At 72.1% G+C, this 21,914-nt stretch carries 21 protein-coding genes; 15 read left to right on the forward strand and 6 right to left on the reverse strand.

All coding sequences use genetic code 11. The features are described 5' to 3' along the window. Positions 1-101: 101 nt before the first annotated feature. Genes AC07DW_RS24855 through AC07DW_RS24865 form a run of 3 tightly spaced genes read left to right on the forward strand, consistent with a single transcriptional unit; the run spans position 102 to position 3,218 of the window. Positions 102-1,055: a S1C family serine protease gene (locus AC07DW_RS24855; RefSeq protein ID WP_478859887.1), complete on the forward strand. Its 954-nt coding sequence runs from the start codon at positions 102-104 to the stop codon at positions 1,053-1,055. A gap of 19 nt (positions 1,056-1,074) precedes the next feature. Further along, the gene (locus AC07DW_RS24860) at positions 1,075-1,794 is read left to right on the forward strand and encodes a response regulator transcription factor (RefSeq protein ID WP_478859888.1); all 720 of its coding nucleotides are present in this window, start codon (positions 1,075-1,077) and stop codon (positions 1,792-1,794) included. Then, entirely contained in the window at positions 1,791-3,218 is a 1,428-nt protein-coding gene (locus tag AC07DW_RS24865; RefSeq protein WP_478859889.1) for a HAMP domain-containing sensor histidine kinase, read from the forward strand. The genes AC07DW_RS24860 and AC07DW_RS24865 overlap by 4 nt, the downstream gene beginning before the upstream one ends. A gap of 247 nt (positions 3,219-3,465) precedes the next feature. Here AC07DW_RS24865 and AC07DW_RS24870 read toward each other — a convergent pair whose 3' ends face one another. After that, entirely contained in the window at positions 3,466-4,350 is an 885-nt protein-coding gene (locus tag AC07DW_RS24870) for a phosphatidylinositol-specific phospholipase C (protein ID WP_478859890.1), read from the reverse strand. A gap of 100 nt (positions 4,351-4,450) precedes the next feature. Then, positions 4,451-6,259 carry a bifunctional metallophosphatase/5'-nucleotidase gene (locus AC07DW_RS24875; RefSeq protein WP_478859891.1) on the reverse strand — a complete coding sequence of 603 codons (1,809 nt, stop codon included), beginning with the start codon at positions 6,257-6,259 and terminating at the stop codon, positions 4,451-4,453. Positions 6,260-6,391: 132 nt separating this feature from the next. Between AC07DW_RS24875 and mshD the strand changes: the two genes are divergently transcribed. The 11 genes from mshD (at position 6,392) to pstB (ending at position 18,464) form a co-directional block, all read left to right on the forward strand. Beyond that, complete coding sequence (gene mshD / locus AC07DW_RS24880) at positions 6,392-7,330, forward strand: mycothiol synthase (protein ID WP_478859892.1); 939 nt, start codon at positions 6,392-6,394, stop codon at positions 7,328-7,330. 90 nt (positions 7,331-7,420) lie between these two features. Then, positions 7,421-7,807 (forward strand): GntR family transcriptional regulator, encoded by a 387-nt coding sequence (locus AC07DW_RS24885; RefSeq protein WP_478859893.1) that lies wholly within the window; start codon positions 7,421-7,423, stop codon positions 7,805-7,807. Further along, entirely contained in the window at positions 7,804-8,700 is an 897-nt protein-coding gene (locus AC07DW_RS24890) for an ABC transporter ATP-binding protein (RefSeq protein WP_478859894.1), read from the forward strand. Before AC07DW_RS24885 ends, AC07DW_RS24890 begins: the two co-directional genes overlap by 4 nt. Then, entirely contained in the window at positions 8,697-9,644 is a 948-nt protein-coding gene (locus tag AC07DW_RS24895) for a hypothetical protein (protein WP_478859895.1), read from the forward strand. Before AC07DW_RS24890 ends, AC07DW_RS24895 begins: the two co-directional genes overlap by 4 nt. 174 nt (positions 9,645-9,818) lie before the next feature. Continuing rightward, positions 9,819-12,044, forward strand: a complete 2,226-nt coding sequence (locus AC07DW_RS24900) for an RNA degradosome polyphosphate kinase (protein WP_478859896.1) — start codon at positions 9,819-9,821, stop codon at positions 12,042-12,044. Continuing rightward, positions 12,031-12,972 (forward strand): CHAD domain-containing protein, encoded by a 942-nt coding sequence (locus tag AC07DW_RS24905; protein WP_478859897.1) that lies wholly within the window; start codon positions 12,031-12,033, stop codon positions 12,970-12,972. Before AC07DW_RS24900 ends, AC07DW_RS24905 begins: the two co-directional genes overlap by 14 nt. Beyond that, positions 12,969-13,370: an NUDIX hydrolase gene (locus AC07DW_RS24910; protein WP_478859898.1), complete on the forward strand. Its 402-nt coding sequence runs from the start codon at positions 12,969-12,971 to the stop codon at positions 13,368-13,370. Before AC07DW_RS24905 ends, AC07DW_RS24910 begins: the two co-directional genes overlap by 4 nt. A 990-nt stretch (positions 13,371-14,360) precedes the next feature. Continuing rightward, positions 14,361-15,491, forward strand: a complete 1,131-nt coding sequence (pstS, locus tag AC07DW_RS24915) for a phosphate ABC transporter substrate-binding protein PstS (protein ID WP_478859899.1) — start codon at positions 14,361-14,363, stop codon at positions 15,489-15,491. Between the two features lie 106 nt (positions 15,492-15,597). Then, a complete protein-coding gene (gene pstC / locus AC07DW_RS24920; protein ID WP_478859900.1) occupies positions 15,598-16,587 on the forward strand; it encodes a phosphate ABC transporter permease subunit PstC in 990 nt (329 codons plus the stop codon). Continuing rightward, positions 16,587-17,666, forward strand: coding sequence for a phosphate ABC transporter permease PstA (gene pstA, locus AC07DW_RS24925; RefSeq protein ID WP_478859901.1), 1,080 nt, complete (start codon positions 16,587-16,589; stop codon positions 17,664-17,666). The genes pstC and pstA overlap by 1 nt, the downstream gene beginning before the upstream one ends. A 21-nt stretch (positions 17,667-17,687) precedes the next feature. After that, entirely contained in the window at positions 17,688-18,464 is a 777-nt protein-coding gene (pstB, locus tag AC07DW_RS24930) for a phosphate ABC transporter ATP-binding protein PstB (RefSeq protein ID WP_478859902.1), read from the forward strand. Positions 18,465-18,643: 179 nt separating this feature from the next. Here pstB and AC07DW_RS24935 read toward each other — a convergent pair whose 3' ends face one another. Beyond that, positions 18,644-19,642 carry an inorganic phosphate transporter gene (locus AC07DW_RS24935; RefSeq protein WP_189550163.1) on the reverse strand — a complete coding sequence of 333 codons (999 nt, stop codon included), beginning with the start codon at positions 19,640-19,642 and terminating at the stop codon, positions 18,644-18,646. Positions 19,643-19,647: 5 nt separating this feature from the next. After that, positions 19,648-20,268 (reverse strand): DUF47 domain-containing protein, encoded by a 621-nt coding sequence (locus AC07DW_RS24940; RefSeq protein ID WP_470639815.1) that lies wholly within the window; start codon positions 20,266-20,268, stop codon positions 19,648-19,650. A 194-nt stretch (positions 20,269-20,462) separates the two neighbouring features. Here AC07DW_RS24940 and AC07DW_RS24945 point away from each other — a divergent pair, with 194 nt between their 5' ends. After that, positions 20,463-20,816: a metal-sensitive transcriptional regulator gene (locus AC07DW_RS24945; RefSeq protein ID WP_478859903.1), complete on the forward strand. Its 354-nt coding sequence runs from the start codon at positions 20,463-20,465 to the stop codon at positions 20,814-20,816. 11 nt (positions 20,817-20,827) lie between these two features. Here AC07DW_RS24945 and AC07DW_RS24950 read toward each other — a convergent pair whose 3' ends face one another. Both AC07DW_RS24950 and AC07DW_RS24955 read right to left on the reverse strand, forming a co-directional pair. After that, positions 20,828-21,013: a hypothetical protein gene (locus tag AC07DW_RS24950; protein ID WP_478859904.1), complete on the reverse strand. Its 186-nt coding sequence runs from the start codon at positions 21,011-21,013 to the stop codon at positions 20,828-20,830. Positions 21,014-21,098: 85 nt separating this feature from the next. Beyond that, the gene (locus tag AC07DW_RS24955; protein ID WP_478859905.1) at positions 21,099-21,911 is read right to left on the reverse strand and encodes an SCO4651 family lipoprotein; all 813 of its coding nucleotides are present in this window, start codon (positions 21,909-21,911) and stop codon (positions 21,099-21,101) included. Positions 21,912-21,914 lie beyond the last annotated feature (3 nt).

Genomic DNA, 21,914 nt, shown 5'->3' on the forward strand with positions numbered 1-21,914 from the left:
CGCCCTGCCCGGCGCTTCCTCACATCGGGCATACGAGACTCTTCCCGGACTCTCAGGACGTCCTCAGACGGTTCTCATGTACGGCGCCGAGAGTCGTGACCATGACGGACCACTTCCCCAGTGAGCCCGGGGCGGCCTTCGCGTATCCGCCGCCCCCGCCCCACCCGCCCACCACCCGCCGGCGCGCCAGGCCCGTGGCGCTGATCACCGCCGTCGCCATCGCCGCCGCCCTCGTCGGCGGTGGCGCCTCCGCGCTGGTGCGGGAGCTCACCGGCGACGCCACGGCGCCGGCCGGCGGCGGCACGGTGGCCGGCACGAGCGTGTCGCGGACCAGCGAGGGCACCGTCGCCGGAGTCGCCCGGGCCGTTTCCCCGAGCATCGTGGAGATCACCGCGACGACCGGATCCGGCGAGTCCACCGGCTCCGGAGTGATCATCACCGCCGGCGGCGAGGTCGTCACCAACAACCACGTGGTCGCCGGCGCCTCCCGGGTCAGCGTCCGGCTCAGCGACGGCAGGACCCACACCGCCGAGGTCGTCGGCACCGACCCCGACAAGGACCTGGCGCTGATCGAGCTCCGGGGGGCGTCGGGGCTCAGGGCCGCCACGCTCGGTGACTCGGGCACGGTCCGGGTCGGCGACGAGGTCGTCGCCATCGGGTCTCCGGAGGGCCTGACCGGGACCGTCACCAGCGGCATCGTCTCCGCCCTGGACCGCGACGTCACCGTGGCGAAGGACGAGGACCGCGGACGGCCACAGCAGCAGGACCCGAATCAGGGCCAGGGGTGGCCGTTCGAGTTCGGCGGGCAGCGGTTCAACGGCGACACGGGCGACACGAAGACGACGTACAAGGCGATCCAGACCGACGCCTCGCTCAACCCCGGCAACTCCGGCGGCGCGCTGATCGACATGAACGGCCGGATCATCGGCATCAACTCCGCCATGTACGCGCCGAGCTCTGCCACCGGGTCCACGGCCGGCAGCGTCGGCCTCGGCTTCGCCATCCCCATCGACACCGTCAAGGCCGACCTGGACGACCTCCGGGCCGGTTCCTGACGCGTGCGACGCTGGCCCCATGAACACTGACGCCGACCGCATCCTGATCGTGGACGACGAGCCCGCCGTGCGCGAGGCGCTGCGGCGCAGCCTCGCCTTCGAGGGGTACGGGACGGACGTCGCCGTCGACGGCGCCGACGCGCTCGCCAGGATGGACGCGTACGCCCCCGATCTCGTCGTCCTCGACGTGCAGATGCCCCGCATGGACGGCCTGACCGCCGCGCGCCGCATCCGCGCGGCCGGCTCGACCGTGCCCATCCTGATGCTCACCGCCCGCGACACGGTCGGCGACCGCGTGACCGGTCTCGACGCGGGCGCGGACGACTACCTGGTCAAACCGTTCGAGCTCGACGAGCTGTTCGCCCGCATCCGCGCGCTCCTGCGGCGCAGCTCGTACGCGACGGCCTCCGGCGGCCCGGAGCCGGAGGGCGACGCCCTGGCCTTCGCGGACCTCCGGATGGACCTGGCGACGCGCGAGGTGACGCGCGGCGGCCGGCCGGTGGAGCTGACCCGTACGGAGTTCACGCTGCTGGAGATGTTCCTGTCGCATCCCCGGCAGGTGCTGACGCGGGAGCAGATCCTCAAGTCGGTGTGGGGCTTCGACTTCGAACCCAGCTCCAACTCCCTGGACGTGTACGTGATGTACCTGCGGCGCAAGACCGAGGCGGCCGGTGAGCCGCGTCTGGTGCACACCGTGCGGGGCGTGGGGTACGTGCTGCGCGGCGGGGCCGCCGAGTGACCGGACCGCTCCGCCGCTTCCGCGCGCTGCCGCTGCGCTCCCGCCTCGCGCTGCTGACCGCGACGGCGGTGGCTGTCGCGGTGGCGGCGGTGGCGGTGACCTGCTGGTTCATGGTGCGCAACGCGCTGGTGGGGTCGCTGGACGACGCGCTGCGGGAGAACCGGGTGGCCCCGGCGGACGTCCTCGCCGTGTTCCGGTCGGGGGGCTGCCGCGCTCCGGGGTCGGCCCCGCCGGACCGCCCCAACCAGGACCTGTTCCAGCAGACCATCCAGGTGGTCGACGCCAAGGGCGTCAGCTGCGTGGTGGTCGGCCGGCAGTCGGTCACCGTGACCGCCGACGACCTCGCGGTCGCCGGCGGGCGGGCGGCCGAGGCGGCGCACGACGCCCGGGCGTCCGACGGCTCGGACTACCGGGTGCTCACCTATCCGCTGCCGGGCTGGTCCGGCGCGGTGTCCGTCGCCCGGCCGCTGAACGAGGTGGACGACGCGCTGAACACGCTCACCCTCGTGCTGGGCCTCGTCGCCGGCGTCGGGGTCGTCGGCGCGGGTGCCGCGGGGCTGTGGGTGGCGCGGACCGGACTGAAACCGGTGGACCGGCTGACCGGGGCGGTGGAGCACGTGGCGCGGACGGAGGACCTCACCGTGCGGATCCCCGCCGACGGCGAGGACGAGATCGCCCGCCTGTCGCGGTCGTTCAACGCCATGACCGCGGCCCTCGCCTCCTCCCGCGACCGGCAGGCGCGGCTGATCGCCGACGCGGGGCACGAGCTGCGTACGCCGCTGACCTCGCTGCGGACCAACATCGAGCTGCTGGTCCGCAGCGAAGAGACGGGACGGGCGATCCCGCCCGGGGACCGGCGGGCCCTGATAACGTCCGTGAAGGCGCAGATGACGGAACTGGCGGCGCTCATCGGTGACCTCCAGGAGCTGTCCCGGCCGGACGCGGCGGCCCCCGGCCGGCTGGAGGTGGTCGCACTGCACGACCTCCTCGGTACGGCGCTGGACCGGGCGCGGCTGCGGGGCCCGGAGCTGACCTTCTCGGCGGAGGACGTGCGGCCCTGGTACGTGCGGGCGGAGCCGGCGGGGCTCGAACGCGCGCTGGTGAACGTCCTGGACAACGCGGTGAAGTTCTCGCCGCCGGGCGGGACGGTGGAGGTGGCGCTGGTGGCCGGGGAACTGACCGTGCGGGACCACGGGCCGGGCATCCCGCCGGACGAGCTGCCGCACGTCTTCGAGCGGTTCTGGCGCTCGCCGTCGGCGCGCGGCCTGCCCGGGTCGGGGCTGGGCCTGTCGATCGTGGCGCGGACGGTGCGGCAGGCGGGCGGTGCGGTGGAGCTGACGGCGGCGGCGGGCGGTGGTACGCGCGCGGTGATCCGGCTGCCGGGTGCGCCGACGCCGCCGCCGTCCACGCCGGGAGCGGCCTGATCCGTACCGGGAACGGCCTGGTCCGTACCGGGAACGGCCTGGTCCGTACCGGGAACGGAGCGGTCCGCGCCGGAAGCGGACCGGGACGTCCGGCCGGGGCCGGTTCCCCCTCGGCCCCGGCCGGACGTGCGCATACATAGCTATCCGGCCGGGATCTCGTGGCGCAAACGGAACGGGCCCAGGTACGCCATGACGTTTTTCACCGCCCGCCGGGGGAACCCCGGGCCCGGAAAACCCGTGCGCCGGCTCAGGCGTTGTGGCGGATCAGGGACTCGACGAGTCCCGCACGGGTGTTGGGGAAGTCCATCGGGACGATGCCGAGGCCCCGCCAGCCGGCCGCCTCCGCCCCGTCGAGGAAGCCGTGGACACGCGGGTTGAGCCGGTCGGCGTTCCAGCGGGGCGGGAGCAGCGCGGCGGTGGAGACGTGATTGACGTACAGCTTGCCGGGCTGGGCGGCGGCCTTGCGGAAGTGGGCCTCGACCTTCGGGTATTTGGCGGACGGCTCGGCCATGTAGTCGTCCTGGACGTCGAACAGCGCGCCGTCCCCGTACCGCACGCCGGGCAGGCCACCGTTGTCGGCGAGCAGCACGACCCTGCCGCGCGCCTCGCCGAGCGCGGGGAGGCCGTCGCCGATGCGGAACAGGGGGCGCCAGCCCTTGGCGTCCAGGTAGAGGTCGAAGATCCGCCGGAAGGTGGCGTCGGAGTCCTCGGAGTACTCCTGTTTGAGGCGCATCAGCACCGTCTCGGACGGGTGCGCGGCGAGGAAGTCGCGGCAGGCGATGAGGACGTCGCCGAACATCTGGTTCTGGTAGTACGCCCCGTGGTGGATGGCGAAGGCGTCGCCGGTGACCCGGCACCGGATGTCCAGGAAGCGGATACCGCTCGCGAGTTGCTGGGCGACGCTCGTGTTCTGGCAGGCGACCCACAGCCCGCCGGCCGGGGCGGCGGAGTTGTGCGTACCGGGGATGGTGAGCGCCCGCAGCGGGGTGTCGCCTGGGATGCGGGCCATCCAGTCCTGCGTGGCCTGCACCCGGGTACGGGCGCGGGCGGGGGTGCCCAGCAGGGCGGTGGCGGATACGGCGGCGGTGGCCGCGAGGAAGCTCCGCCGGCTCAGGTCCAGGTCGAGGTCCATGCGCGGAGTATGACGCGTACACGTCACTAGGGACAGACGTGTGCGCGGGGCGGCGGAACCGTTTCACCGGCTCGCCGCCCCGCGCCCGTACCGCGTGCTGTTACTTGACGACCGTGATCCGGTCGGCCTTCGGCGGCGCGATCGGCGCGGACGCCGACGAGTTGGCCGCCAGGTAGGCGTTGAAGACGTCCAGGTCGGACGCGCCGACCAGCTTGTTCCTGCCCTGGGCGAGGGCCGGGAAGCCGTCGCCGCCGCCCGCGAGGAACTCGTTCATCGCGACGCGGTAGGACTTCGCCGGGTCGATCGGCTCACCGTTCAGCTTCACCGAGTCGACCACCACACGCGCCGCGCCCGCCCTGGTCATGTCGAGCGTGTAGGTGAAGCCCTTCGAGACCTGGAGGATCTTGGGGGAGGCCTGGTTCGAGCCGCTGACCTGCTGCTGGAGACCCGCGATGAGCTGAGCACCGGTCAGGTCGACCACGTTCATCATGTTGGTGAACGGCTGCACGGTGAACGCCTCGCCGTACGTCACCACCCCGTCGCCCTCGCCGCCGGACGCCTTGTACACCAGGTCCGAGCGGATGCCGCCCGGGTTCATCAGCGCGATCTGCGCCCCGCCCTTGTCGGCGGGGGCGAGCCCGGCGAGCTGCGCGTCGGCGATCAGGTCGCCGAGCGGCTTCTCGTACTCCGAGGACCCGCGGCCGTTGATGTCGGCGGAGATGAAGCCCTGCGGCCGGTTCGCGATCGGCGCGGCCAGCGCGTTCCACCGCTGGATCAGCGAGGTCATGTCGGCGGCCCTCGGCACGTCGCGCGAGACCACGTGGTTCGCCGACTCCACCGACGTGCGCACGATGTCCTTGGTCCGGCGGTCGTACGTCAGCGTCGTGTCGGTGTAGAGCTTGCCGTACGAGGCCGCCGAGGTGACCATGCGCGGCTTGCCGGACGGGTCCGGCACGGTGCACACGTACGCCTGGTGGGTGTGACCGGTGACCAGCGCGTCGACCTGCGGGTTCAGCTTCTTCGCGATGTCGACGACCGGGCCGGAGATGCCGTCGCCAGCCCCCGGGCTGTCACAGTCGTAGTTGTACGAGGACGAGGCCGGAGCGCCGCCCTCGTGGATCAGGGCGACGATCGACTTGACGCCCTTGCGCTCCAGGACCTTGGTGTACTTGTCGATCGTCTCGACCTCGTCGCCGAACTTCAGGCCCTTGACGCCCTCGGCGGTGACGATGTTCGGCGTGCCCTCCAGGGTCACCCCGATGAAACCGATCTTGACGCCCTTGCGCTCCCAGACGAAGTACGGGTCCAGGATCGGCTTGCCGGTCTTCTCGTCCGTCACGTTGGCCGCGAGGTACGGGAAGGCGGCGCCGCCGAAGGTCTTGCCCTCCTCGAAGCAGCCCCCGGTCGGGTGGCAGCCGCCGTTCTGTATGCGGGCCAGCTCCCTGGCGCCCTCGTCGAACTCGTGGTTGCCCACCGACGAGACGTCGAGCTTCAGCTTGTTCAGCGCCTCGACGGTCGGCTCGTCGTGGAAGAGGCCCGACATCAGCGGCGAGGCGCCGATCATGTCACCGGCGGCGGCGGTGACGGAGTACGGGTTGCCCTGGCGCGCGGTGCGCAGGTGGGTGGCGAGGTACTCGACACCGCCCGCGTCGACCTTCTCGGTCGTGCCGTCCGGCTTGGTCCGGGTGACCTGCCCGGACGAACCGGCCGGCGGCTCCAGGTTGCCGTGCAGGTCGTTGAAGGAGAGCAGTTGCACGTCGACGGTGCGGCCCGGGTGGTGGCCGGCCGGCCGGCCCCGGTCGTCGGCGCCGGCGGGCAGGGCGGCGACCATCGCGCCGACGGTGGCCAGTCCGGCGGCGGTGGCGAGTATCCGCCGCGCCGCCCGGTTCTTGTGCGGTGTCGCTGACATCTGTCCCCTCGTGGTCAACAAGTTCGGTAGGGCCCAGCGCAGCCTAGAGTCAACGCGCGTAGCGCAACAGGGGTTGGCGGGTTACAAGCCGGTTGCCATCGACCACCGGCACCCGGTCGTAGGCTCGTACGCATGACGACTGACGCCCCCGTACCGGCCCTCGAACCCGGCCGCCGCATCGACACCTTCGACGAGCTCACCCACGAGCAGGCCCAGGACGTCCTCGCCCTCCTCGCCGACGCCGCTCGCGCCGACGGCATGCAGGCGGTCTCCGAACAGGGCCGCCTCCAGCTGCGCGGCGGGCGCCGCGCGGGGGTGTCCCACCTGCTGCTCACCGTCCGGGGCGACCTCGTGGGCTACGCCCAGCTGGAGGACACCGACCCGGTCGAGGCGCCGGCGGCGGAGCTGGTCGTCCACCCCTCGCACCGCGGCCGGGGGCACGGCCGGGCGCTGGGCTCCGCGCTGCTGGCGGCCTCCGGCAAGCGGCTGCGGGTGTGGGCGCACGGCGGCAAGTCCGCCGCCCGCCACCTGTCCCAGGTGCTGGGGCTGACCCTGTTCCGGGAGCTGCGGCAGATGCGCCGGCCGCTGACCGACCTGTCGGACGTACCCGAGCCGGCCTTCCCGCCCGGCGTGACCGTGCGCACCTTCGTTCCCGGTCAGGACGACGCCGCCTGGCTGGCGGTCAACGCCGCCGCGTTCGCGCACCACCCCGAGCAGGGCGCGCTGACCCAGCGGGACCTGGACGACCGCAAGGCCGAGCCGTGGTTCGACCCCAAGGGCTTCTTCCTCGCCGTACGGGAGTCGGACGGCGCGGTCGTGGGCTTCCACTGCACGAAGGTGCACGCCGAGGAGCAGCTTGGCGAGGTGTACGTCGTCGGCGTCAGCCCCGACGCGCAGGGCGGCGGCCTCGGCAAGGCGCTGACCTCGGTCGGGCTGCGGCACCTGGCGGCGGAGGGCGTACCGACGGCGATGCTGTACGTGGACGCCGACAACACGGCGGCGGTGCGGGTGTACGAGGGGATGGGGTTCACCACGCACGAGGTGGACCTGATGTACCGCTCGGAGACGTGACGCCGGAAGTCCGAGAGGGCGGGGTGTTGACACCCCGCCCTCTTCTGCACCACCCTTTCACTACTTGATTAGTGAAAGGGTGGTGCAGACGTGGTCGAGTACCGCATCGACCGGCGCAGTGGCGTCGCCACCTACCTCCAGATCGTCCAGCAGACCAAACAGGCCCTCCGCCTGGGCCTGCTGGAACCCGGCGACCGGCTGCCCACCGCCCGCGAGGTCGTCCAGGCCACCGCCATCAACCCGAACACGGTGCTCAAGGCCTACCGCGAACTGGAGCGGGAGGGCCTGGTGGAGGCCCGCCGGGGCCTCGGCACCTTCGTACGGAGGACCCTGGGCAGCGCCCCGGCCGACTCCCCGCTGCGCGGCGAACTCGCCGACTGGGCCGCCCGCGCCCGCGCGGCCGGGCTGGAGCGGGACGACATGACCGCGCTCTTCGCCTCCGTACTGGAACAGCTCTACGAGGGGGACGACTCATGACCAGCGCCCTGGAGGCCCACGGCCTCACCAAACGGTACGGACGGCGGGGCGACCCCGCCCTGTCCGACTGCGGCTTCCGGGTCCCCGCCGGCCGCGTCTGCGCGCTCGTCGGCCCCAACGGCGCGGGCAAGTCCACGCTCCTCGCGCTGGCCGCCGGGCTGGCGCGGCCGACCGCCGGCACGGTCCGGGTCCTCGGCACCGACCCGGTGTCCGCCCGCGACCGCGTGGGGTACGTCGCCCAGGACAAGCCGCTGTACCCGCAGCTCACGGTCGCCGAGACGCTGCGCATGGGCGCCGAGCTCAACCCCCGCCGCTGGGACGCCGAAACGGCCGGCCGCGTCGTCGGCACGCTCGACCCCACAGCCCGCGTCCGCACCCTGTCGGGCGGTCAGCGCACCCGCGTCGCCCTCGCCCTCGCGCTCGGCAAACGACCCGAACTGCTCCTGCTCGACGAGCCGATGGCCGACCTCGACCCGCTCGCCCGCCACCAGCTGATGGGCACGCTCATGGCGGACGCGGCCGAACACGGCACGAGCATCGTGATGTCGTCGCACATCCTGGGCGAACTGGAGGGCGTCTGCGACCACCTGCTGCTCGTCACCGGCGGCCGGATCCGCCTCGGCGGCGGCATCGACGACCTGCTCGCCGCCCACACCCTGATCACCGGCCCGGTCGGCGACCCGGCCCCGCACACGGTCGTGGAGTCCCGCGTCACCGGCCGCCAGCTCACCGCGCTGGTCCGCCACGACGGCCCGGTCGACCCCGCGTCCTGGCGCACCACGGAACCGACCCTGGAGGACCTGTTGCTCGCCCATCTCCGCGCCCCCGAGGCCCCACCGCTCCTCACCCCGAGCGCGTCCGTCGGCACGGAGGACGGGACGGTGGCGGCGTGAGCGCGCTCGCCCCGCGCGGGCTCACCTGGACGGTGCTCACCCTGCACCGCAGGGCGCTGCTGCTCTTCGGCGGGTTCCTGGTGCTCGGCGCCGCCGCCCTGGTCGCACTGCACGCGGCGGGTACCGAGCTCGCCGGGCGGGCCGGACCGTGCGGCTCGCCCGGCACCGGGCTGCCGCCCTGCGTGGAGCACGACGTGATGCCGTCGTTCGCCCACTCGGGGAACATGAGCCTCGCCTCCACCGTGCTGGCCTGGTCCCCGCTCGTCCTGGCGTTCTACGCCGGCGCGGTGCTGATCGGGGCGGAGCTCCAGCGCGGCACGGCCCACCTCGCCTGGACGCAGGGGGTGACCCCGGCCCGCTGGCTCCTCACCAAGCTCGCCCTGCCGGCGCTCGCGACCACCACCGGTCTCCTGACGCTCTCGCTGCTGTACCGGTGGGTGCGCCGCTCCGCCCCCGGTGCGCTCGCCGACGTGTGGTACCACCCGGACGTCTTCGTGGCGATGGGCCCGGCGCTCCCCGCGTACGGCCTGCTGGCCCTGGCCCTCGGCGCGCTCTCGGGCCTGCTGGTTCGGCGCGCGCTGCCCGCCGGGGGCATCGCGCTCGCCGCCACCGGCCTGCTGATGGTCCTCTTCGAGCGGTGGCGGTCCGGGCTGTGGTCTCCCGCCGAGGTGGTGTGGAAGAACTCCCGCGGCGAGGTCGGAGGCGGCGCCTGGCAGCTCGACATGGGTGTGATCACGCCGACGGGGCAGCGCATCCAGGAGTGCCTGCACACCGTGGCGCCACCCGGGTGCTACGAGGCGCGCTCCGCGAAGCAGTGGTACGCCGTGTACCACCCCGCCTCGCACTTCTGGCCCCTCCAGCTCGTCGAGACCGGCATCCTCCTCGTCCTCGCGGCCCTGGCCACCGCCCTGGCCTTCCGGGTGCTGCGCCGCCACCACGCGTAACCGCGCCACCTGGGCGGACGGCCGGGACGGGGGGTCCGGCCGTCCGCCCCCAGCACGTCACGTCAACGTTACCGGCCATTCAGACACGCTTGCGAAGCTCGCTCAATGAAGCCCGCCGTGCCCCCGGCCCGTTCCGACGCGCTTGACCAGCCCATCGCGCGGAAGAATGGTGCCATGAGCCAGCAGCCCGCCGAGGTCCAGGTCCCGCAGTCCCAGCCGTCCGTCGGCTCCATAGCCGCGCACCGGCCGCACACCGTGGCCCACGCGCCCGTGTCCGACCTGGCGCGCGATCTCGACGCCGACCTCGACTCCTACGAGGACGACGCCACCGGCGCCGAGCTGCCGGCCGGCCGCTTCCTGGACCGCGAACGCAGCTGGCTGGCGTTCAACGAACGGGTGCTGGAACTCGCCGAGGACCCGGCGACACCCCTCCTCGAACGGGCGAACTTCCTCGCGATCTTCGCCTCGAACCTGGACGAGTTCTTCATGGTCCGCGTGGCCGGCCTCAAGCGCCGCATCGCCACCGGCGTGGCCACCCGCTCCGCGTCCGGGCTCCAGCCCCGCGAGGTGCTCGACCTGATCTGGACCCGGTCGCGGGAGCTCATGGCCCGGCACGCGGCCTGCTTCCAGCAGGACATCTCCCCCGCCCTGGCCGACGAGGGCATCCACCTCATCCGCTGGCCCGAGCTGACCGAGAAGGAGCAGGCGCGGCTCTTCACCCTGTTCCGCCAGCAGATCTTCCCGGTCCTGACGCCGCTCGCCGTCGACCCGGCGCACCCCTTCCCGTACATCTCCGGCCTCTCCCTCAACCTGGCCGTCGTGGTGCGCAACCCCGTCAGCGGGCACCGGCACTTCGCCCGCGTCAAGGTCCCGCCGCTGCTCTCCCGCTTCCTCGAAGCCTCCCCGCAGCGCTACGTCCCGCTCGAGGACGTCATCGCCGCACACCTGGAGGAGCTGTTCCCGGGCATGGAGGTGCTGGCGCACCACATGTTCCGCGTGACCCGCAACGAGGACCTGGAGGTCGAGGAGGACGACGCCGAGAACCTGCTCCAGGCCCTGGAGAAGGAACTCATGCGGCGCCGCTTCGGGCCGCCGGTGCGCCTGGAGGTCGAGGAGTCGATCGACCCGTACGTCCTCGACCTCCTCGTACGCGAGCTGAAGGTCTCCGACGCCGAGGTCTACCCGCTGCCCGGACCGCTCGACCTGACCGGCCTCTTCGGGATCTCCGCCCTCGACCGGCCCGAGCTGAAGTACCCCAAGTTCGTCGCCGGCACCCACCGCGACCTGGCGGAGGTCGAGTCGGCGTCCGCGCCCGACATCTTCGCCGCCGTGCGCGAGCGCGACGTGCTGCTCCACCACCCGTACGACTCCTTCTCCACCTCCGTCCAGGCCTTCCTGGAGCAGGCGGCCGGCGACCCGGACGTCCTGGCCATCAAGCAGACGCTGTACCGCACCTCCGGCGACTCCCCCATAGTCGACGCCCTCATCGACGCGGCCGAGTCGGGCAAGCAGGTCCTCGTCCTCGTCGAGATCAAGGCCCGCTTCGACGAGCAGGCCAACATCAAGTGGGCCCGCAAACTGGAGGAGGCCGGCTGCCACGTCGTGTACGGCCTCGTCGGCCTGAAGACCCACTGCAAGCTGTCGCTCGTCGTCCGCCAGGAGGGCGACACCCTGCGCCGCTACAGCCACGTCGGCACCGGCAACTACCACCCCAAGACGGCCCGCCTGTACGAGGACCTGGGCCTGCTGACCGCCGACCCGCAGGTCGGCGCTGACCTGTCCGACCTCTTCAACCGGCTGTCGGGCTACTCGCGCCGCGAGACCTACCGCCGGCTCCTCGTCGCGCCCAAGTCGCTGCGCGACGGGCTGGTCTCCCGCATCAACAAGGAGATCGTCCACCACCGCGCCGGGCGGCCCGCGCACGTCCGCATCAAGGTCAACTCGATGGTCGACGAGGCCGTCATCGACGCCTGCTACCGGGCCTCGCAGGCCGGCGTACCGGTGGACATCTGGGTGCGCGGCATCTGCGCCGTACGGCCGGGGGTGGCCGGCCTGTCGGAGAACATCCGCGTCCGGTCCGTCCTCGGCCGCTTCCTGGAACACTCCCGCGTGTTCGCCTTCGGCAACGGCGGCGAGCCCGAAGTCTGGTTCGGCAGCGCCGACATGATGCACCGCAACCTCGACCGCCGCATAGAGGCACTGGTACGGGTCTCCGACCCGGCCCACCGAGCCGCCCTCGACCGGCTGCTCGACACCGGCATGGCCGACACCACCTCCTCCTGGCACCTCGGACCGGACGGGGAATGGACGCGGCACGCGACCGACCAAGACGGCCGGCCGCTGCGGCACGTCCAGGAGATGCTGATCGACGCGCGGAGGCGCCGACGTGCTCAACCCTGACCACATCAGGCCCGGTTCCGCGGGCGAGGTCCTGTCGCCCTACCTCCACGCCCGGGCGGCGGACTTCCTCCGCAGCCTGCGCCACCACGGCGAGTGCGGCGCGGACACGGCGGGCGCCGAGGAGGCCACCCGGGGACTGCGCTCCGCCGCCCGCCGCATCAGCGGCACCCTGCACACCTTCCGGCCCCTGCTCGACGCCGACTGGGCCGACCAGCTGCGCGCCGAACTCGCCTGGCTCTCCGGCACACTGGCCGCCGAACACGCCTGTACGTCACGGCTCGTCCGGCTCGTCGACGCCCTGGGCCGGCTGTCGGGCGGTACGGCCACGGTCCCGGCCCCCAGGAGCGGCGGATCCGGTGCCCAGGCCCTGGCCGTGGGCGCCGCCCGGGCGGGCGCGCTGCTGGAGCGGCAGCTCACCCTGGCCAGGACCCGCGCCCACTCCGCCGCGCTCCAGGCGCTGGGCTCGTCCCGGTTCCACGCGGTCGCCGACGCGGTGGCACTGCTGGCCTCGGAGGTGCCGCTGGGCCCCGCCGCCGCCGCGCCGGCCCGCGAGGTCCTCGGCCCGCCGGCGGAGGCCGTCGAGCGGCGCCTGCTGGACGCGGTGGCCGCCCTGCCCATGGCACCCGCCGTGGGCGGCGAGCAGCTCGACGGGCCGTGGCACCAGGTACGGCTCCTGCTGCGGCTGCACCGGTACGCCGGCGAGGCGCGGGGCGCGGAGCCACGGCTCTACGAGGCGGGCCGGGCGCTGGACCGCCACCGGGACGCCGCGGAGGCCGCCGCCGCCGCCGCGACCGCCGCGCGTACCCCGCGCATCGCCCCCGCGACGGCGTACGCCCTCGGGGTGCTCCACGCCGACCAGCGGCACGACGTGGAGGCCGCGCGGCACGCCTTCCGGCGGGCCTGGCAGCGTACGGCGGTGACGACGTGATCCGGGCGGCGGGCTGCGTGCTGTGGCGCCGTTCGCCCTCGGGCGACGGGATCGAGCTGGCGGTCATCCACCGCCCCAAGCACGCGGACTGGTCGCTGCCGAAGGGCAAGCTGGAGCCCGGTGAGCGGTCGCGTCACGCGGCGGTCCGCGAGGTGCTGGAGGAGACCGGCATGACCTGCGCCCCCGGCGCGGAACTGCCGACCGCCCGGTACGAGGTCGCGGGCCGCGCCAAGGAGGTCCGCTACTGGGCGGCCGAGGCCACGGGCGGTAGCTTCCGCCCCAACCGGGAGGTCGACGAACTGCTCTGGCTCACCCCGGACGCCGCCCTGGCCCGCCTGACGTACGCCAAGGACAAGGACCTCGTCTCCGCGTTCCTGGCCACGGCACGCCCCGCCTGACGTCCGGGCGCCGCGCCGGTGCGGTTGCGGGCGCGGTGGCTGCGGTGGGGGTTCGGGCGCGGTGGCTGCGGTGGGGGTTCGGGCGCGGTGGCTGCGGTGGGTTGCGGGCGCGGTGGCTGCGGTGGGGTTGCGGGCGCGGTGGCTGGGGTGGGGTTGCGGTTGCGGGCGCGGTGCCTGCGGTGGGGTTGCGGGCGCGGTGCCTGCGGTGGGGGTTCGGGCGCGGGTGCGGGTGCCTGCGGGGCCGCGTGCGCCGTGCGTGGCCCCCTTGCGCGGCGCACCCGTCGTGCGGTGCCTGTCGGCGGGTGGTGGGGTGGGGCCCCTCCGGGCTCACCTCCTCGGGGCCGGCGGCCCTGGGTCCTCCAAGCCGGCGCCCTTCCGTCGCCGCCGACCTCTGCGGGGCGACCCTGCACGGCCCCGCCCCGGGTCCGTCTCCCGGCTGCCGGGTCGGTGGGTGGTGCCACAACCCGGTCGTCCGCCGTCTCGCGGGCGGTTCGGCGTGAGCCGGTGCGGGGGTTGTGTCCTGTACGGCGAGGAGGGGCCGGCTGCGCGGCAACGCCACCCGCCCCTGGGCCACGCGCCCGGCTCACACCCCCGGGTTACCCCCGTCCCCGGGGCGCGCCCCCCTCCCGGGTGGTCGGGGCTCCGCCCCGCGTACCGCACGCACCGGCGCACGCCCCCACCCCCGCGCCCCGCCGCCGCCCCGCGCGGCCCGCAGCACACGGTCACGCCCCGCACAAGGGGCACCGCCGGGCGGCGCCGCGCCCGGGGAAAATGACCCGCACGATGCCTCACCACGGCTTCCGTCACGGTTCACCTGCCGTTCACTCTCCTCCGTCGGCCACTTCACCTGTTCTGCCTAATTTCGGCCTTGCACGGTGAACGCGTCGCCCGCCCGGGACGCGTCGCCCGCCATTCACTCCCCGACACACGCCGCCCACGACGTACTCGCATGTACGGCGGACCGGCGGCTTCTGGAAGGAACACCCGAAAGTGAAGCTTCAGCGCAAGAACGGGCTTCGCGCCACCGCGCTCGGCGCCCTCGCCGTCTCCGGCGCCCTGGTCCTCACGGCGTGTGGTTCGGACGACAACACCGGGGCATCCGCCGGCGGCAAGAAGACCGGGGCCGCGTCGAACATCGCGTGCGAGGGCGCCAAGGGCCAGCTCCTGGCCTCCGGCTCGTCCGCGCAGAAGAACGCGATGGACCTGTGGGTCAAGAACTACATGGCCGCCTGCACGGGCGTCGAGGTCAACTACAAGTCGTCCTCCTCCGGCGAGGGCATCGTCGCCTTCAACCAGGGCACCGTCGGGTTCGCCGGCTCGGACTCCGCGCTGAAGCCGGACGAGGTCACCGAGTCCAAGAAGATCTGCAAGGGCGGCCAGGGCATCAACCTCCCGATGGTCGGCGGCCCGATCGCGATCGGCTACAACCTGCCCGGCGTGAAGGACCTGGTCCTCGACGCCCCCACGATCGCCAAGATCTTCAACGACAAGATCAAGAAGTGGGACGACGCGGCGATCGCCAAGCTCAACCCGAACGCCAAGCTCCCGAGCACGCCGATCCAGGCGTTCCACCGCTCGGAGGACTCCGGCACCACGCAGAACCTCGGCAAGTACCTCGGCAAGGCCGCCAAGGCGGACTGGTCCTACGAGGCCGAGAAGAAGTGGCCCGCCCCCGGCGGCCAGGCCGCGTCCGGCTCCTCCGGCGTCGCCGCCCAGGTGAAGCAGGCCGAGGGCGCCATCGGCTACTTCGAGCTGAGCTACGCCACCTCGCAGAACATCCCGACCGTCCGGATCGACACCGGCGCCTCCGCCCCGGTCGCGGCCACCTCGGAGAACGCCTCCAAGGCCATCGCCGCCGCCAAGGTCAAGGGCACCGGCAAGGACCTGGCGCTCGACCTGGACTACGCCACCAAGGCCGAGGGCGCGTACCCGATCGTCCTGGTGACGTACGAGGTCGTCTGCGACACCGGCAACAAGGCCGAGACGCTCGGCACCGTCAAGTCCTTCCTGACCTACACCTCCTCCGAGGAGGGCCAGAAGGTCCTGTCCGAGGCCGGCTACGCCCCGATCCCGGCCGAGATCAACGTGAAGGTCCGCGAGACCGTCAAGGGCCTGTCCTGACCGAGGGCCGGCCCGGCCGCTCGCCGGGCCGGCCCCCACCCCATCCGGTGCACCGCCGCCAGGGGAGCCGCCACGGCGGACTTCCCCCACACAGACCGGAAAGACCATGGCTATAACGACTGACAACGCGCCGGCCCCGCCGGTCGCCGGAAAGCCGGGCCCCACCTCGACAGGCCGCGCGGGCGACAAGATCTTCCTGGGCCTCTCCCAGGGCTCCGGCATCCTGCTCCTGGTGATCATGGCGTCGATCGCCGTGTTCCTCACGTACCGCGCCTCGCTCGCCCTGGCCGAGAACGACGGGAACTTCCTCACCACCTTCGACTGGAACCCGGCCGGCGACCCGCCGGTCTTCGGCATCGCGGTCCTGCTCTTCGGCACGATCGTGAGTTCGGTCGTCGCGATGGTGATCGCCGTCCCGATCGCGGTCGGCATCGCGCTGTTCATCTCGCACTACGCGCCCCGCAGGATGGCCGCGCCGCTCGCGTACGTCGTCGATCTGCTGGCCGCCGTACCGTCGATCATCTACGGCATCTGGGGCGCCCTGTTCCTCGTCCCGTACCTGGAGGGCCTGAACCTCTGGCTGGACCAGTTCCTGGGCTGGACGTACCTGTTCGAGAAGACCGAGGTCGGCGTCGCCCGCTCGCTGTTCACCGTGGGCATCCTGCTCGCGATCATGATCCTGCCGATCGTGACCAGCGTCAGCCGCGAGGTCTTCCTCCAGGTACCGCGCATGAACGAGGAGGCCGCCCTGGCCCTCGGCGCCACCCGCTGGGAGGTCATCCGCCTGTCCGTGCTGCCGTTCGGCCGCTCCGGCGTGATCTCCGCCTCGATGCTGGGCCTCGGCCGCGCGCTCGGCGAGACGATGGCCGTCGCCACGGTCCTCTCCCCGAGCTTCGTGATCTCGCTGCACCTGCTCAACCCGGGCGGCGGTACGTTCGCCCAGAACATCGCCGCGAAGTTCGACGAGGCCAACGAGCTCGGGCGGGACGCCCTGATCGCCTCCGGCCTGGTGCTCTTCGTCCTCACCCTGCTTGTCAACGGCGCGGCCCGCCTGATCATCGCGCGCCGCAAGGAGTACTCGGGGGCGAACGCCTGATGAGCAACGTGATCCAGGACACGACCCCCGCCCAGGCCGTCACCGGCCCGCGCAAGGGCACCCTCAGCCAGCGCCGGCTGCCGCGCTGGGCACCGGCCGGGTTCGCCGCCGTGTCGATCGCCCTCGGCATCGCCGTCGGCGCGGGCGCCGGTCTGCACAGCCGCATCCAGTGGGGCCTGCTCGCCGCCGGCCTGTTCGTCGTCATCTCGTACGCGGTGACCTCGGCCGTCGAGAACCGCCGCCAGGCCAAGGACCGGCTCGCCACCAGCGTCGTCTGGGTGTGCTTCCTCCTCGCCGTCGTGCCGCTGCTGTCCCTGATCTGGACGACGGTCGGCCGTGGCATCAAGGTCTTCGACGGCTACTTCCTCACCCACTCCATGGCCGGCGTCCCCGGCTTCGAGACCGGCGGCGGTGTCTACCACGCGCTGATCGGCACGCTGGAGCAGGTCGGCCTCGCCACCCTCGTCTCCGCCCCGATCGGCCTGCTCACGGCCGTCTACCTCGTCGAGTACGGCAAGGGCGCGCTCGCCAAGGCCGTCACGTTCTTCGTCGACGTCATGACCGGCATCCCGTCGATCGTCGCGGGCCTCTTCATCCTCTCGATCATGCTGATCGCGGGCCTGGCGCCGTCCGGCCTCATGGGCGCCCTGGCGCTGGCGATCCTGATGATCCCGGTCGTGGTCCGCTCCACCGAGGAGATGCTCAAGCTCGTCCCCAACGAGCTGCGCGAGGCCGCGCTCGCCCTCGGCGTACCGAAGTGGCGCGTCATCCTGAAGGTCGTCATCCCGACCGCGATCGGCGGCATCACCACGGGTGTGATGCTCGCGATCGCCCGCATCGCCGGTGAGACCGCCCCCGTCATGCTGCTGGTCTTCGGCAGCCAGCTGATCAACACCAACCCCTTCGAAGGTGCCCAGTCCTCGCTCCCCTTCTACATCTGGGAGCAGTACCGGGTCGGCAGCGAGGCGTCGTACGACCGCGCCTGGGCCGCCGCTCTGGTGCTGATCGCCTTCGTCATGATCCTCAACCTGGTCGCCCGCGGCATCGCCCGCTGGAAGGCCCCGAAGACCGGCCGCTGAGGCCACCCGGAAGTGAGTGAAATGGCCAAGCGAATCGACGTCAGCGGCCTCACCGCCTATTACGGCTCCCACAAGGCGATCGACGACATCTCGATGACCGTCGAGCCCCGCTCCGTGACGGCCTTCATCGGCCCGTCCGGCTGCGGCAAGTCCACCTTCCTGCGCACCCTGAACCGGATGCACGAGGTCACCCCCGGTGGCCGCGTCGAGGGCAAGGTGCTGCTGGACGACGACAACCTGTACGGCAAGGACGTGGACCCCGTCACCGTGCGCCGCACGGTCGGCATGGTCTTCCAGCGCCCGAACCCCTTCCCGACGATGTCGATCTTCGACAACGTGGCGGCGGGGCTGCGCCTGAACGGCTCGTACCGGAAGGGCGAGCTCGCCGAGGTGGTCGAGCGCTCCCTCAAGGGCGCCAACCTGTGGAACGAGGTCAAGGACCGCCTCAACAAGCCCGGCTCCGGCCTCTCGGGCGGCCAGCAGCAGCGCCTGTGCATCGCCCGCGCGATCGCGGTCGAGCCGGACGTGCTGCTGATGGACGAGCCCTGCTCGGCACTCGACCCGATCTCCACGCTCGCGATCGAGGACCTGATCAGCGAGCTGAAGGAGCGGTTCACGATCGTCATCGTGACCCACAACATGCAGCAGGCCGCCCGGGTCTCCGACCGTACGGCCTTCTTCAACCTGGCCGCGGTCGGCCAGCCGGGCAAGCTGGTCGAGATCGACGAGACGGAGCGCATCTTCTCCAACCCGTCGGTCCAGGCGACGGAGGACTACATCTCCGGCCGCTTCGGCTGATCGACGTGCCCGGGGTGGTGGGTCCGGTCGCGTCCGCCAGGCACCGCGCCCCGGGCGCCGGGGCCGGGAGGTCCCGGGATGGACGTCCTGCGGTGCTGCATGGCGGTGCCACCGCAAGGCGAAGGGCCCGCCCCTTGTCCCAGGGGCGGGCCCTCTCACGTACCGCTTCGCGGGAGCCGTCAGCCGAAGAACAGCTGGACCACGAAGAAGCTCACCGCCGCGACCAGCGCCGCCGCCGGCATGGTGATGAACCAGCCGAGGATGATGTTCTTCGCGACGCCCCAGCGCACCGCGTTCACCCGCTTCGTCGCGCCCACGCCCATGATCGCCGAGGTGATCACGTGCGTCGTCGAGATCGGCGCGTGGAAGAGGAACGCCGAACCGAACATGATCGACGCGCCCGTGGTCTCCGCGGCGAAGCCCTGCGGCGGGTCCAGCTCGATGATCTTGCGGCCCAGCGTGCGCATGATGCGCCAGCCGCCCGCGTACGTACCCAGCGACAGCATCACGGCACACGCGACCTTGACCCAGATCGGGATCGCGTCGCCCGCGTCCTGCACGTCGGCGATGACGAGCGCCATGACCACGATGCCCATCGTCTTCTGGGCGTCCTGGAGGCCGTGGCCGAGGGCCATGCCCGCCGCCGAGACGGTCTGGGCAATGCGGAAGCCCCGCTTGGCCTTGTGCGGATTGGCCTTGCGGAAGAGCCACAGGATGACGCACATCACCAGGTAGCCGACCACCAGGCCGACCACCGGCGACACGAACATCGGAATGACGATCTTGTCGACGACGCCACCCCAGTAGACGGTCGTGCCGCCCGCCAGCGCCGCGCCGACCATGCCGCCGAACAGCGCGTGCGAGGACGACGAGGGCAGCCCGAAATACCAGGTGATCAGGTTCCAGACGATCGCGCCGACCAGCGCCGCGAACAGGATGCCCATGCCGCGCTGGCCCTCGGGCGTCTGGATCAGGCCCTCGCTCACCGTCTTGGCCACGCCGCTGCCCATGAAGGCGCCGGCGAGGTTCATCACCGCGGCCATGGCGAGCGCCGCGCGCGGGGTCAGCGCCCGGGTGGAGACCGACGTGGCGATGGCGTTCGCCGAGTCGTGGAAGCCGTTCGTATACGTGAAGCCGAGCGCGACACCGATGGTCACGACCAGTGCGAAGGTGTCCACGAAGCTCAGGACTCCTTGACCGCGATGGTCTCCACCGTGTTGGCCACGTGTTCGAACGCGTCGGCGGCCTCTTCCAGCACGTCCACGATCTGCTTCAGCTTGAGCACCTCGATGGCGTCGTACTTGCCGTTGAAGAGGTGGGCGAGCAGCTTGCGGTGGATCTGGTCCGCCTGGTTCTCCAGCCGGTTGACCTCGATCCAGTACTCGGTGAGGTTGGTCATCGTCCGCAGGTGCGGCATGGCCTCGGCGGTCAGCTCGGCGGCGCGGGCCAGGACCTCGATCTGCTGCTCGACGCCCTTCGGCAGTTCCTCGACGTTGTAGAGGACGACGAGGTCGACGGCCTCCTCCATGAAGTCCATGATGTCGTCGAGCGACGACGCGAGGTTGTAGATGTCCTCGCGGTCGAACGGCGTGATGAAGGAGGAGTTCAGCTGGTGGAAGATCGCGTGGGTCGCGTCGTCGCCCGCGTGCTCCGCTGCCCGCATCCGCTCCGCGATCTCGGCCCGTGCGGATGAATCCGCTCCGAGCAGTTCCATCAGGAGCTTGGAGCCCGTGACGATGTTGTCCGCGGACGCGGAGAACATGTCGTAGAAGCTCGTCTCCCTGGGGGTCAGACGAAAGCGCACGTGGGGTCCTCTAGGTGCATGGGTTTCGGTCAGGCTGATGCTAGGCGCATCATCCGGCCACGGCTAACCGGCGTTCTTCAGTGTCGCCCATCGGGCACAGTGAACAGAACCGGCCCCCGTCCGCTGCGGCAAAGGATCGGTACCATATACCCACGAGGGGTATCAACTTCCCCCAGGGACAACGGGAGGACGCGATGACGACCACCGAGGCGGCCGGCCTTCCGGTCACGGAACAGGACACCGTGGTGACGGACCACGACCACGGTGTGCACGGCTATCACCAGCAGAAGACCGAGCACCTCAAGCGCCTGCGGCGCATCGAGGGCCAGATCCGGGGCCTCCAGCGCATGGTCGACGAGGACGTCTACTGCATCGACATACTCACCCAGGTCTCCGCGTCCACCAAGGCCCTCCAGTCCTTCGCCCTGCAGCTCCTGGAGGAACACCTGCGGCACTGCGTCGCCGACGCCGCCGTCAAGGGCGGGGACGAGATCGACGCGAAGGTCGAGGAGGCGACGAAGGCCATCGCCCGCATGATGCGGACCTGACGCGAAGGTGTTCAGCGGGGCGCGGCAGCACCGCCGCGCCCCTCGGGTATCACGTTCAGCACCTCGTCGATGAGGTCCGCGCTGAGCCGCTCGCCGTCCGCGGCGGCCGCCGCGATCATCAACTCACCGCACAGCTCGATCTCGGCGAGGGCCACGTGGTCCTGGACTGTCGTCGGAGTGGGCGGGGCCACGCGCATCACCTCTTCCTGCCGGTGTCGACTTCCTAGCGTAGGGAGCGCGACACGCACCGCGCATGGCACGTCCGGACCATTCTCACGATGGTCAGGCCCGGACCTTCCCGGAGTAGATGTCCCGGTGGGCCGGCAGCCGTACGGAGACGGGGGCGCCGAACTCGTACAGCAGCGTCGTCGAGGCGACCGCGACCGTACGCCCCTGGTTGGCGAAGCTGAACCGGTGGCGCACCTTGCGCAGCCGCCCCTCGCCGTCCAGGTACGCGTCGAACGGCACCGCGTCCCTGGCGAACCCTTTCGCCGCCGCCTGGAGCGCCCCCCGCACCTGCGGCGAGGCCGCCCGCGCCGCCCGGCCCAGGTCGCTGACCCCGCGGTAGTGGACCACCCGCACGCCCGCGAGCTCCTCCTCGCCGACGTAGCTCACGTCCCGCGCGCCGCGCAGCAGCTCGGCCGCGGCGGCCGGATCGGTCGCCCCGCCGGTGACGAGGTTGCCGTCCTCCAGGGTGGTGGTGTCGACGCGGACCCACTTGTCGGCGGGGACACCGGCGCCGCGGTTCTTCATGTAGAGCGCGCCGGGGGCGAGGAGCTCGGTGATCGGGCGGTGTCCGTCCACCCCGGAAGGGTCCTCGGGCAGGACGACCCTGAGCCGGCCGTGCCGCCGGACGAAGTCGTACACGCCCTCGCCCCGGATGGTGACCCGCGTCCCGCCGGTCGCCATCTCCATGGACGTACGCGCCTTGGCGGTGCCCGCCCGCGTCAGGACGTCGGGGACCCCGCGCACCACGTCGCCCGGGTCCGCGCCGGGCGAGGCGTCGGCCGCCGCCGAGCACCCGCTGACGACCGCACCCACCACGGCGACCGCGACGGCGAACGTGCCGCCCCTGCGCCTCTGCTGCACCACCATCGC

The sequence above is a fragment of the Streptomyces sp. NPDC045701 genome, assembly GCF_056432045.1.